The sequence below is a fragment of the Streptomyces sp. NPDC005374 genome, from assembly GCF_042872225.1.
In the GTDB taxonomy this organism is placed as follows: domain Bacteria; phylum Actinomycetota; class Actinomycetes; order Streptomycetales; family Streptomycetaceae; genus Streptomyces.
This window is the reverse complement of the sequence record NZ_JBIAKA010000003.1, coordinates 287,367-300,110: the sequence shown is the minus strand read 5'-3', so window position 1 is coordinate 300,110 and position 12,744 is coordinate 287,367. Positions and strand designations below refer to the sequence as shown.

Annotated in this window: 9 protein-coding genes; 5 read left to right on the top strand and 4 right to left on the bottom strand. The window is 69.4% G+C overall.

Annotated features, from left to right (window positions below; all coding sequences use genetic code 11):
- The first annotated feature begins 110 nt into the window (after positions 1-110).
- Positions 111-1,391, top strand: coding sequence for an HRDC domain-containing protein (locus ACFYRX_RS09735; RefSeq protein WP_389097808.1), 1,281 nt, complete (start codon positions 111-113; stop codon positions 1,389-1,391).
- Positions 1,392-1,497: 106 nt separating this feature from the next.
- Here ACFYRX_RS09735 and ACFYRX_RS09730 read toward each other — a convergent pair whose 3' ends face one another.
- The 3 genes from ACFYRX_RS09730 to ACFYRX_RS09720 are packed head-to-tail and all read right to left on the bottom strand — an operon-like array spanning position 1,498 to position 4,579.
- Positions 1,498-2,328: a carbohydrate ABC transporter permease gene (locus tag ACFYRX_RS09730; protein ID WP_389097807.1), complete on the bottom strand. Its 831-nt coding sequence runs from the start codon at positions 2,326-2,328 to the stop codon at positions 1,498-1,500.
- Complete coding sequence (locus tag ACFYRX_RS09725; RefSeq protein ID WP_389097806.1) at positions 2,325-3,266, bottom strand: carbohydrate ABC transporter permease; 942 nt, start codon at positions 3,264-3,266, stop codon at positions 2,325-2,327. Before ACFYRX_RS09725 ends, ACFYRX_RS09730 begins: the two co-directional genes overlap by 4 nt.
- Positions 3,266-4,579: an extracellular solute-binding protein gene (locus tag ACFYRX_RS09720; protein WP_389097805.1), complete on the bottom strand. Its 1,314-nt coding sequence runs from the start codon at positions 4,577-4,579 to the stop codon at positions 3,266-3,268. The genes ACFYRX_RS09725 and ACFYRX_RS09720 overlap by 1 nt, the downstream gene beginning before the upstream one ends.
- A gap of 163 nt (positions 4,580-4,742) precedes the next feature.
- Here ACFYRX_RS09720 and ACFYRX_RS09715 point away from each other — a divergent pair, with 163 nt between their 5' ends.
- From ACFYRX_RS09715 to ACFYRX_RS09700, 4 genes are all read left to right on the top strand, one after another.
- Positions 4,743-7,109: a glycoside hydrolase family 2 protein gene (locus ACFYRX_RS09715; protein ID WP_389097804.1), complete on the top strand. Its 2,367-nt coding sequence runs from the start codon at positions 4,743-4,745 to the stop codon at positions 7,107-7,109.
- Entirely contained in the window at positions 7,106-8,143 is a 1,038-nt protein-coding gene (locus tag ACFYRX_RS09710; RefSeq protein ID WP_389097803.1) for a LacI family DNA-binding transcriptional regulator, read from the top strand. The genes ACFYRX_RS09715 and ACFYRX_RS09710 overlap by 4 nt, the downstream gene beginning before the upstream one ends.
- A 118-nt stretch (positions 8,144-8,261) precedes the next feature.
- The gene (locus tag ACFYRX_RS09705) at positions 8,262-9,488 is read left to right on the top strand and encodes a thiolase family protein (protein ID WP_389097802.1); all 1,227 of its coding nucleotides are present in this window, start codon (positions 8,262-8,264) and stop codon (positions 9,486-9,488) included.
- Complete coding sequence (locus ACFYRX_RS09700) at positions 9,485-11,611, top strand: 3-hydroxyacyl-CoA dehydrogenase NAD-binding domain-containing protein (RefSeq protein ID WP_389097801.1); 2,127 nt, start codon at positions 9,485-9,487, stop codon at positions 11,609-11,611. Before ACFYRX_RS09705 ends, ACFYRX_RS09700 begins: the two co-directional genes overlap by 4 nt.
- A 73-nt stretch (positions 11,612-11,684) precedes the next feature.
- Here the strand turns inward: ACFYRX_RS09700 and ACFYRX_RS09695 are convergent, their stop codons facing one another.
- Positions 11,685-12,710 carry a hypothetical protein gene (locus ACFYRX_RS09695; protein ID WP_389097800.1) on the bottom strand — a complete coding sequence of 342 codons (1,026 nt, stop codon included), beginning with the start codon at positions 12,708-12,710 and terminating at the stop codon, positions 11,685-11,687.
- Positions 12,711-12,744 lie beyond the last annotated feature (34 nt).

The following is a 12,744-nucleotide window of genomic DNA, read 5'->3' as shown; positions in this document are numbered from 1 at the left end:
ACGGACGTGAACCAGAGCTTTCACCGGACTGACTGGTTTACGACCCCCAGGCGCCTGCCGACGGAACGTTCCGTCGGCAGGCGCTGTCCATACACAGATACCCTTGACATGTGACCGACGCCCAAGAGACCGCAGCAGACGTTTCACTGCGAACCACCGGAGGCGGCCCTCCGGACGATGGCGGATCTTCTGCAGCGGAGGCGCCGATCCCCCTGCTGGAGCCGCGCGAGGGCATTCCGCCCGTTATCGCCGACGCGGACGCGTTGGCCGAGGCCGTCGCCGCCTTCGCCGCGGGTTCCGGACCCGTCGCCGTCGACGCCGAGCGGGCGTCCGGCTACCGCTACGGACAGCGCGCCTATCTCGTGCAGCTGCGCCGTGCGGGCGCGGGAACCGCGCTGATCGACCCCGTGGCCTGTCCCGATCTGTCGGGGCTCGGCGAGGCACTCTCCGGTGTGGAGTGGGTGCTGCACGCCGCCACCCAGGATCTTCCCTGTCTGCGCGAGATAGGCATGGTGCCCTCGCGCCTCTTCGACACCGAGCTGGCCGGGCGGATCGCCGGGTTCCCCCGGGTGGGGCTCGGCGCGATGGTCGAGGGTGTTCTGGGCTTCGTACTGGAGAAGGGGCATTCGGCCGTCGACTGGTCGACCCGCCCGCTGCCGGAGCCGTGGCTGCGGTACGCCGCCCTCGACGTGGAACTGCTCGTCGATCTTCGGGACGCGCTGGAGAAGGAGCTCGACCGGCAGGGCAAGCTGGAGTGGGCGCTCGAGGAGTTCGCGGCGATCGCGGCCGCGCCGCCCGCCGAACCGCGCAAGGACCCGTGGCGCCGTACGTCCGGGATGCACAAGGTGCGACGGCGCCGGCAGCTGGGTGTCGTGCGGGAGCTGTGGGAGGCGCGGGACCGGATCGCCCGGCGCCGGGACGTGTCGCCGGGCAAGGTGCTGTCCGACGCGGCCATCGTCGAGGCGGCGCTCGCGCTGCCGGTGAACGTGCACGCGCTGGCCGCGCTGAACGGCTTCGGGCATCGGATGGGGCGCCGGCAGCTGGACCAGTGGCAGGCCGCCGTCGACCGGGCCAAGGCCCTGGCCGAGGTGCAGTTGCCGCAGCCCGGACAGCCGGTGACGGGTCCGCCGCCGCCGCGCGCCTGGGCCGACAAGGATCCTGCGGCGGCCGCGAGGTTGTCCGCTGCGCGGGCCGCCGTGTCCGCGTTGGCCGAGACACTGAACATGCCGCAGGAGAACCTGATCACGCCGGACACGGTGCGGCGGGTCTGCTGGGAGCCGCCGGGTGTGGTCAGTGCGGAGACCGTCGGTGCGGCGTTGGCTGGTTTCGGGGCTCGAGCCTGGCAGGTTGAGCAGGTCACGCCTGTGCTGGTGGCTGCGCTTTCCGCCTAGCCGCCGTGGGTGCTTTCTGAGACACGGCGGCTGCGGGTTCGTCGTGGCCTGTCGCGCCCACGCGGCGGAGCCGCACATTGATACAGCCCCGCGCCCCTAAAAGCGCTTACCTGGTCGCGCCCCTCATGAAGCCGTTGTAGATGAAGCGCTGCAACGACAGGAAAACGATCAGGGTCGGCAGGATCACCAGGACCGCTCCGGCCGAAATGACCTCCCAGTGGGCCGCGTAGGGGCCTCTGAAGCGGAAAAGCGACGTCGAGATCACGCCAAGATCTTCCGAGGGCATGTAGAGGAAGGGGATGTAGAAGTCGTTGTATACGGTGATCCCCTTCACTATGACCACGGTTGCTATGGCTGGCTTCAGCAGCGGGAAGATGATCTTTCGGTAGATCGTGAAGGAGTTGGCGCCGTCCAGGCGGGCCGATTCGTCCAGCGAGACCGGGATCGAGCGGACGAACTGCAGGAAGATGTAGATCGAGACGATGTCCGTGCCCATGTAGAGGGCGATCGGCGCCCAGAGGCTGTCGAACATGCCGAAGCTGTTGACGATCTGGAACGTCGCCACCTGGGTCGTGACGCCGGGGACCAGTGCCGCGGTCAGGAAGAGCGCCACCACCAGCTTCTTGAAGCGGAAGGTGAAGCGGTCGATGGCGTAGGCCGTCATCGAGCCGATGAGCACCGTGCCGCCGATGGAGACCAGCAGGATGATCGCCGTGTTGGTGAAGGCGGTGAGCATCTCGCCGTCCTGGAACGCCGTCACGTAGTTGTGGAAGTTCAGCAGGTCATGGGGCAGTTCGAGGGCCCCGCTGGTGTTCGCCATCTCCTTCTCCGACTTGAGGGAGGTGAGCACGACGACCAGGAGCGGGAGCAGGACGACCACGGTCGCGGCGATCAGCGACAGGTAGACGAGGGTGCGGGCGATCGTACGGCGGGTCATACGAGATCCACCTTGTCGTCGGGGACCAGGCGCCGCTGCACCCAGGTCACCAGCAGGATGATCAGCAGGAGGACGATGGCGGCCGCCGAGGCCAGGCCCGTCTTGTTGAAGCGGAACGCCAGGTTGACCGTCTGGATCACGAAGGTCTCGGTGCCGGTCGCGCCGCCGGTCATGATGTACGGGATCTCGAAGACCGACAGCGAGCCGGAGATCGACAGGATCACCGTCAGGGTCAGGACCGGCTTGATGCCCGGCGCGATGATGTGGCGGAACTGGTGCCAGCGGTTCGCGCCGTCCAGCTCGGCCGCCTCGTACAGCTCCCCCGGGATGGACTGGATCGCGCCGAGGAACAGGACGAAGTTCAGACCGAGATAGCGCCAGACCGAGACTCCGGCCAGCGAGGTGTTCGCGGAGGCGGGGGTGCCGAGCCAGGCGTGGTCGGTCTTCACTCCGAACAGGCTCAGCACCGAGTCGAGGGTGCCGCCGTCCTGGAAGAAGTAGAGGAACACGAAGCCGATCGCGACCCCGTTGATCAGGTACGGGAAGAACAGCACGCCCTTGAAGAAGTTCCGGAAGCGGACGTTGAAGCTCAGGATCGTCGCGAAGTAGAGGGCGAGGACGATCTGGACCACGGAGGCGGCGAGGTAGTAGCCGCTGACCCAGAACACCTCGAAGAGGTCGGGGCGGGTGAAGACCTCCTGGTAGTTCTCGACGCCCGTGTAGTGCAGGACGGGGCTCACGCCGTCCCAGTCGGTGAAGCTGTACGCGACCATGTTGAGGAGCGGCGCGTAGGTGAAGGTGGCCAGCAGGGCGAGCGGGGCGATCAGGAACAGCCAGGGGGTGAGGCCCCGCCGGGCACGGGTGCGGCGCGAGGGAGGTGCCGGGACGGGGGCGGCCGGGATCACCTCCACGGCCGCCTTCTGTGTGGTGTCCGTCATCAGGACCCCAGGTTCTTCTGGGTGTCCGTCCAGCGCTTGCTCAGGTCGCCGAGGAAGTCGTCAAGGCTGCCCTTTCGGGCGCCGCGGGCGAGGTCGACGAGATTCTGGCGGTACTCCGGGGCGAAGATGCCGACCTCGGACTCGTTGTCGATCTGCTTGACCTTCGCGCCCTGGGCGTCGTCCAGCTCGATGAACTTCACGCCCTGGTCCTCGTACGGCTTCAGGACCGCCGGCAGCGGGGCGTCCTTGAGCGGGGGAAGGGCGAGGTTGTCCTCGACGTAGGTGGACTTGTCGGTGAACCAGTCGATCCAGGCGCGGGCCGCCTCCTTGTACTTGGAGTGGACGTTGACCGCCTGGTTGTAGTCGGGGCCGATGGTCGCGCAGAACTTCCCGCCCGTCTGCGCCGGGAAGGGCATGAAGCCGATGTCGTCCGGGTTCACGCCGGCCTTCTTGGCGGCGTCCTGGAACTGCACGATCGCCCAGGTGCCGAGCCACTGTGTGGCGATCTCGCCCTTGGCGGTGCGGGGCTTGGACTCCTCCCAGTTGCTGGTGGTCGGGTCCTTCTCGATCAGCCCCTCGTGGACGATGTCGTACAGCAGCTGGTCTCCGACGCGCAGGTCCGCGCCCTTCGCCCAGGGGTCGCCCTCGGCGAGCTTGTCGGTCGCCTTCGGGTCACAGGTCACCGCGCCGTCGACGGACGTCCACGAGGACAGCGTCCAGCCTGCCGAGAAGTTGGTGTAGTACGGGATGGCGTCGGTCTTCGCCTTGATGGCCTTGAGGTCGGCGATGAACTCGGCCGGAGTGGTGGGCCATTGGGTGACGCCGGCCTCCTGCCAGATCCGCTTGTTGTAGACGAACCCGGGGCTCACCGCGACGGGGCTCTGCCCGTACACCTTGCCGTCGACGGTGGTGAAGTCGGTGAAGCGGTACTTCTTGGCGCGCTCCTGCTGGGTGCCCAGCGAGGCGAAGAACCTCGGGTAGTCGGACTTCTTGATGACGGCCGGGATCAGCAGCACATCACCGTAGTTCTCGGTGTTCATGCGGATCTTGACCTCGGACTCGTAGTCCGTGATGCCCTCGAACTCGACCTTGACCTTGGGATAGGTCTTGTTGAACTCGGCGGCGTACTTCTTCAGTGTGCCGTCCTGCACGAGGTCGGTGCGGACGGTGAGGACCTTGATGGTTCCGGAGACCTTTGACGGATCGTCGGCGGCCTTGGCGTCGGCTCCCTTCGAGGAAGCTCCGGTGCCGGTGCACCCGGGGATCAGCAGGGTGGCACCCACGGCCATGGCCAGGACTGTACGGCGGTTCATGTGCATCAGCTCCGTTCACGGGGCGGACGAGCACGAGCGGGTTGGCTGGTTCGGAACTCTGACAACGTTTCCTTAACCGGTAAAGTCCCTATCTCGCCAACGATGCCAACGTTTCCAAAAAGTGCCCGCGGTACGGTACTTGATCGGTTTAGGGAGTGTGTACATGCTTCAGGCCACACCGCTCACCGAGGGATGGATCCTGCGACACTCCGGCGGCACCGTGGACGAACTGCCCGCTGTCGTACCGGGCTGCGTGCACACCGATCTGCTGGCGGCGGGAGTGATCCCGGACCCCTTCCTCGGCCGCAACGAGACCGAGGTCGCGTGGGTGGGACGGCGGGAGTGGACCTACGAGACCGACCTGGCTCCCGCCAACGGGCACGAGCAGACCGACCTCGTCTTCGACGGACTGGACACCGCGGCCGACATCACGCTGGACGGCCAACTCCTGGGCCGGACAAGGAACATGCACCGCTCGTACCGCTTCGACGTGACCGGCATGGCGGGACGGCTGAGCGTGCGCTTCGTCTCCGCCTACGCCGAGGCCGAGGCGGTGCGCGGGAAACTGGGCGAGCGCCCGGCCGCGTATGCCGAGCCCTATCAGTACATCCGCAAGATGGCGTGCTCCTTCGGCTGGGACTGGGGGCCCACGCTGGTGACGGCCGGGATCTGGCGGCCGGTACGCCTGGAGCGGTGGTCCACGGCCCGGATCTCCCGGGTGCGGCCACTGGTGAGCGTCCAGGAGGGTGCGGGCGTCGTGGAGTTGGCCGTCAACGTCGAGCGGGCCCGGGTCGAGGCGCCCCTGACGGTGGAGGCCTCGGTGGGCGGGGTGCGGGCGCGCGCCGCGATCGACGGGACCTCGGGGGTCGTACGCCTCGAGGTGCCGGACGTGCGACTGTGGTGGCCGCGTGGATACGGCGAACAACCCTTGTACGACGTCGAGTTGACGCTGCTGTTCGAGGATCGCCCGCTGGACGTGTGGCGGCGCAGGGTCGGCTTCCGGACCGTCGGACTGGACCGCTCGGCCGACGAGCACGGCACCGGGTTCACCCTCGTCGTCAACGGCGAACGGATCTTCGCACGCGGCGTGAACTGGATCCCGGACGACGTGTTCCCCTCCCGGATCACCCGCGAGCGCTACCGGGAACGGCTGCGGCAGGCGGCCGGCGCCGGGGTGGACCTGGTGCGGGTCTGGGGCGGCGGGATCTACGAGAGCGGCGACTTCTACGACGCCTGCGACGAACTGGGGCTGCTGGTCTGGCAGGACTTCCCGTTCGCGTGCGCGGCCTATCCCGAGGAGCAGCCGCTGCGGGGTGAGGTGGAGGCGGAGGCCCGGGAGAACGTCGTACGGCTGATGCCGCATCCCTCGCTCGTGCTGTGGAACGGCAACAACGAGAACCTGTGGGGGTTCCGGGACTGGGGCTGGGAGGCGCGGCTCGCCGGGGACTCCTGGGGTGAGGGGTACTACCTGGGCGTCCTGCCGCGGGTGGTGGCCGAGTTGGACCCGACACGACCGTACACGGCCGGGAGCCCCTGGTCCGGGTCGTGGGAGCACCATCCGAACGACCCCGCGCACGGGACGCATCACTCCTGGGAGGTGTGGAACCGGGAGGACTACGCCGAGTACCGGAGTGAAGTGCCGCGCTTCGTGGCCGAGTTCGGCTGGCAGGCACCGCCCGCCCACGCCACGCTGGCGCGCGCGCTGCCCGGGGAGGAGCTCGCGGCGGACTCCCCCGGTGTGCTGCACCACCAGAAGGCGGACGACGGAAACGGCAAGCTGCGGCGGGGACTTGAGCGGCATTTCGCCTTCCCCGAGGGGGACTTCGATCGCTGGCACTACCTGATGCAGGTCAACCAGGCGCGGGCCGTGGCCGCCGGTGTCGAGCACTGGCGGTCGCACTGGCCGGTGTGCGCGGGGACGGTGGTGTGGCAGCTCAACGACTGCTGGCCGGTGACGAGTTGGGCGGCGATCGACGGGGACGGGCGGGAGAAGCCGCTCTACCACGAGCTGCGGCGACTGTACGCGGACCGGCTGCTGACGGTTCGGGGGCGGGAGTTGGCCGTCGTCAACCAGGCTGCCGAGGAGTGGGCGGGTGCCGTGCGGCTGCGGCGGATGTCGGTCGAGGGGGCGGTGATCGGCGAGGCCGAGGTGGGGTTCAGGGTGGGGCGGCGGGCCGTCGCCGAGGTGGCCGTGCCGGGCGAGCTGGAGCCGGTGGGGCCGAAGGAGTTCCTGGTGGCCGACGCGGACGGCCTGCGGGCCGTGTACTTTCCCTCGCCGGATCGTGACATCCCCTACCCCCGGCCCGAGTTCGACGTCTCGGTGGCGCCGGATGCCGTGACGGTGACGGCCCACACCCTCGTACGGGATCTGCTGCTCCAGGCCGACCGGCTGGATCCGGCGGCGCGGGCCGACCGGGGGCTGGTGACGCTGCTGCCCGGGGAGCGGGTGACCATCGGCGTCAGCGGCTGGAAGACTCCTGATGCGGATGCCGCCCGGTCCGCCCTGTACTGCCTGGAGCCCAGCCGATGACAGCCCAGCCGGCCTCTCGCGTCACCATCAAGGACGTCGCCGCGCGCGCCGGGGTGTCCAAGGGGGCCGTGTCGCTGGCCTTCAACCACAAGCCGGGGCTGTCGGAGCCGACCCGGGAACGGATCTTCCGGGCCGCGCGGGAGCTGGGCTGGGAGCCGAACCTCACGGCACGGACACTGGCCGGGTCGCGGGTGGACGTCGTGGGGCTCGCGATCTGCCGGCCGGCGCGGCTGCTGGGGCTCGAACCGTTCTACATGGAGTTCGTGTCCGGCCTGGAGAGCGTGCTGATCGAGCGGAACTGCTCGCTGCTGCTGCGGCTCGTGCGGAACGTGGAGGAGGAGGTCGGCCTCCAGGAGGCGTGGTGGCGGGGACGGCAGATCGGCGGGTCGATCCTGGTCGACTTCCGGGCGGACGACCCGCGCGTCGCGGCGGCCGAACGGCTGGGAATGCCGGTGGTGGCCGTGGGGGACCCCTCGTTCACCGGGAGCCTGACCTCGGTGTGGACCGATGACGCCACCGCCGTGACGGAGGCCGTGCGGTATCTCGCGGCGCTGGGGCACCGGCGGATCGCCCGGGTGGGCGGTGCGGCCGCTCTGGGGCACACGGCGGCGCGCACGGCGGCCTTCGACGAGGCGGCGCGGACGCTGGAGCTGGCGGGGGCCTGGCAGGTCACCACCGACTACTCGGGAGAGGCCGGCGCGCGGGCCACCCGGTCCCTGCTGACGGCGGCATCCCAGGACCGGCCGACAGCGATCGTGTACGACAACGACATCATGGCGGTCGCCGGGCTGGCGGTCGCCGCGGAGATGGGCCTGAACGTGCCGCGAGACGTCTCCCTGCTCGCCTGGGACGACTCCCAGCTCTGCCGGCTGACCCACCCCACGCTCTCCGCGATGAGCCATGACGTGCACGGATTCGGTGCGGACGTGGCCCGCACGCTGTTCGGCGTGATCACCGGAGAGGGGCCGGGATCCCATCCCGTGCCCACTCCCGTACTGACGCCACGGGGTTCGACGGCGCCTCCCGCGGTGTGACCTTCGCCGCTCCGGGCTCCAGGGGTGTGCAGGTACATTACCCGCAAGTAGCATGGACCTGAGCGCGCGCTCAGCGCGGCCGCAGCAGTGCAGATCCCGCATCTGGAGGAGAGCCATCGTGCCTCGTACCGTCAAGGATGTCGTCTTCGTCGACGGCGTCCGCACCCCGTTCGGCAAGGCGGGCCCGAAGGGCATCTACCACGAGACCCGCGCCGACGACCTTGTCGTGAAGGCGATCCGGGAGCTGCTGCGCCGCAACCCGGGTCTCGACCCGAAGAAGATCGACGAGGTCGCCATCGCCGCGACCACGCAGATCGGTGACCAGGGACTCACCATCGGCCGCACCGCGGGCATCCTCGCCGGTCTGCCGCAGTCCGTACCCGGTTACTCCATCGACCGCATGTGTGCCGGCGCCCTGACGGCCGTCACCAGCGTGGCCGGTTCCGTGGCCTTCGGCGCCTACGACGTCGCCATCGCCGGTGGTGTCGAGCACATGGGCCGCCACCCCATGGGTGAGGGTGTGGACCCCAACCCGCGGTTCGTCAGCGAGAAGCTGGTCGACGAGTCCGCCCTGTTCATGGGCATGACCGCCGAGAACCTGCACGACCGGTACCCGACGATCACCAAGCAGCGCGCCGACGAGTACGCCGTGCGCTCCCAGGAGAAGGCCGCCAAGGCGTACGCCAACGGCAAGATCCAGGCCGACCTGGTGCCGATCTCGGTGCGCCGCACCAGCCCCGAGGCCGGTGAGACCGGCTGGGGTCTGGTCACCGCCGACGAGCCGATGCGCCCGGGCACCACGCTGGAGAACCTCTCCGGCCTCAAGACGCCGTTCCGTGTCCACGGCCGGGTCACCGCCGGTAACGCGGCCGGTCTGAACGACGGTGCCACCGCCTCCCTCATCGCCTCCGAGGACTTCGCCCGCGAGAACGACCTGCCGGTGAAGATGCGCCTGGTCTCGTACTCCTTCGTGGGTGTCGAGCCGGAGGTCATGGGCTACGGCCCGATCCCGGCCACGGAGAAGGCGCTGGCCCAGGCGGGCCTGTCCATCTCCGACATCGGCCTGTTCGAGATCAACGAGGCCTTCGCGGTCCAGGTCCTGGCCTTCCTGGAGCACTACGGGATCGCGGACGACGACGCGCGCGTCAACCAGTACGGCGGCGCGATCGCCTTCGGTCACCCGCTGGCCTCCTCGGGTGTGCGTCTGATGACGCAGCTGGCCCGTCAGTTCGAGGAGCAGCCCGAGGTCCGCTACGGCCTGACCACGATGTGCGTCGGCTTCGGCATGGGCGCGACGGTCATCTGGGAGAACCCGAACCACAAGGACGCCGGAGGCAGCAAGTGAGCACCACTGAGCTCTTGAAGGGTGCGGCCGAGCTGTTCCCGGACGAGGTAGTCACCCAGGCGCACGTACGCCACCTGGACCTGCCCTTCAACGCGGGCCGTTTCGCGCTCATCACGCTGGACAACGGCTTCGACCACACCAAGCCGACCACCTTCGGCCCGGCCTCGCTGGCGAACCTGGACGCCGCCATCGACCAGGTCGAGAAGGAGGCCTCGGCCGGCGAGATCATCGGCGTCGGCATCACCGGCAAGCCGTTCATCTTCGCCGTCGGCGCCGACCTGAAGGGCGTCGAGCTCCTCAAGGAGCACAAGGACGCGCTCGCCATCGGCAAGGGCGGCCACGAGGTCTTCAAGCGCCTCGCCGGCATCGCGGTGCCGACCTTCGCGTACTACAACGGTGCCGCGATGGGCGGTGGCGTCGAGGTCGGTCTGCACTGCACCTACCGCACGGTCTCCGCGGCCCTGCCCGCCTTCTCGCTCCCCGAGGTCTTCCTCGGCCTGGTCCCCGGCTGGGGCGGCTGCACGCTGCTGCCGAACCTGATCGGCGCCGAGAAGGCCGTCTCGGTCATCATCGAGAACTCGCTCAACCAGAACAAGCAGCTCAAGGGCGCGCAGGTCTACGAACTGGGCATCGCCGACGCGCTGTTCGAGGGCGCGGACTTCCTGGAGCAGTCCCTGCTGTGGACGGCGTCCGTCCTCAAGGGCGAGATCGTCATCGACCGCCCGGTGATCGACCGCGGTGAGGCCTGGGACCAGGCCGTCGCCAAGGGCCGCTTCATCGCGGACTCCAAGGTGCACGGGGCCGCTCCGGCCGCCTACCGCGCCCTGGACATCATCGAGGCCGCCAAGAACGGCGACCTGCAGCAGGGCTACGACGCCGAGGACCAGGCCCTCGCCGACCTGATCATGGGCGGCGAACTGCGCTCCGGCATCTACGCGTTCAACCTGGTGCAGAAGCGCGGCAAGCGTCCCGCCGGTGCGCCGGACAAGTCGCTCGCGCGTCCCGTCACCAAGGTGGGCGTCGTGGGCGCGGGCCTCATGGCCTCCCAGCTCGCGCTGCTCTTCCTGCGCCGCCTCGAGGTGCCGGTCGTACTGACCGACATCGACCAGGAGCGCGTCGACAAAGGGGTGGGCTACGTCCACGCCGAGATCGAGAAGCTGCTCGGCAAGGGCCGTATCAACCAGGACAAGGCCAACCGCCTGAAGGCCCTGGTCACCGGTGTGCTGGACAAGGCGGAGGGCTTCTCCGACGCGGACTTCATCATCGAGGCCGTGTTCGAGGAGATCGGCGTCAAGCAGACGGTGTTCGCGGAGGTCGAGGCGGTCGCCCCGGCGCACGCGATCCTCGCCACCAACACCTCCTCGCTGTCGGTCTCCGAGATGGCGTCGAAGCTGAAGAACCCCGAGCGGGTCGTCGGCTTCCACTTCTTCAACCCGGTCGCGATCCTGCCGCTCCTGGAGATCGTCCGCGGCGAGCAGACCGACGACGCCTCGCTGGCCACGGCCTTCGCCGTCGCCAAGAAGCTGAAGAAGACCGCGGTGCTGGTCAAGGACGCCCCGGCGTTCGTCGTGAACCGCATCCTCACCCGCTTCATGGGCGAGATCCAGAACGTCATCGACGAGGGCACCCCGGTCGCCGTGGCGGAGAAGGCGGTGGAGCCCCTGGGCCTGCCGATGTCCCCGCTCGTCCTCCTGGAGCTGGTCGGTCCCGCGATCGGCCTGCACGTCTCCGAGACCCTCAACAGGGCCTTCCCGGAGCGCTTCACGGTCTCCCCGAACCTCGCGGCCGTCGTCAAGGCGGGCAAGCGCGGCTTCTACGTCTACGACTCCGGTAAGCCGGAGCTGGACCCCGAGGTCGCAGCCCTCCTCGAGCAGGGCGATGTCGTCCTGTCCGAGGAGCAGGTTCGCGACCGCGTCCTGGACGCCGTCGCCCAGGAGATCGGGCTCATGCTCGACGAGGGCGTCGTCGCCGAGGCCCAGGACATCGACCTGTGCCTGATCACGGGCGCCGGCTGGCCCTTCCACCTGGGCGGCATCACGCCGTACCTGGACCGCGAGGGTGTCTCCGAGCGCGTCAACGGCAAGAAGTTCCTGGCTCCGGGTCTGGCGTCGGTTCCGGCGTAAGTGTTCTTCGTACGACCGTGAAGAGGGCCTCCGCCACAGCGGAGGCCCTCTTTTCCGTCGAGTCCGGGGGCGCTCAGACCTCCTGCCAGGCCGCCAGTGCCAGACCCGGCTCGTCCTTCTGCCGGGCGACCCGCAGTTCGCCGTCGGGAGTCACCGTCGCGGCGACGATACGGCCGTCCGCGTCCTCGGCGAGAGCCACGGCCGTGTCCACGGGGAGCTGCGGTCCGGACTCCGTCCACCACAGGCCCGCCGACTCCTGCTCGGTGGGGCAGGCGGCGAAGGCGACCCGGCCGGAGGCCGAACGCTGGGCGAGCAGCGTGCAGTCGTGGCCTTCCAGGGTGCAGCGCAGCAGGGCCGCCGGGCCGGGGCCCGCCGCGGCGAGCAGCGGAAGGGGTTCGGTGTCAGGACGCCAGGCGTAGAGCATGCCCTCGGGGTCCGCGAAGAACAGCGTGGTGTGTTCCTTGGAGGTGGGCAGCGCGCTCAGGGTGCCCGGTTCGACGCGGACCTGCAGCGGGTCGGCCGGTACGGGAGGTGCTCCGGGCTCCTCCTGGAGCCAGCGCACGATGCCGGTGGGGCTGGTGCCGTACAGCTCGACGCGGCCCGACTCCCCCGTCACCGCGGTCAGTTCGCCATGTACCTCGGAGCCCTTGAGGTCGGACCAGGCGCTCCAGCCGCCGCGCTCCTTCTGCACGAGGGCGTGCACGCCCCGGCCGCGGTTGCCGACGAAGACATGGGCCCGGCCCTCCGCGTCGACGGCCACGGCGGGCACGCCGGTGCGCGCACCCGCCTTGTCCGGGTGGCCGGCCGGGGCCCAGTCGAGGGCGGCGAGGTGGACGCGGAAGTGGGTGGAGTGCACGAGGCCCGACTCCTTGGCCTTGGTGGGGCGCCAGGAGACGAGGTGTGCGTAGCCGTCGGCGCCCTGGCCCACGGCGAGTACGGCGTGCAGACGCTGCTCGCCGCCGACCTTGCGCCAGGGCGACCAGGTGCCGCCGGGTCGCTGCTCGGCCCGGCACCACACGGCATTGTCACGGGTGGTGTAGACGCCGAGCCGGCCGTCCCGGGCGCGGATGAGCCAGTTGCCGTTCACTGTACGGGCCATGGACACGGGTCCACTCTAATCGGGCGGCCTGTAC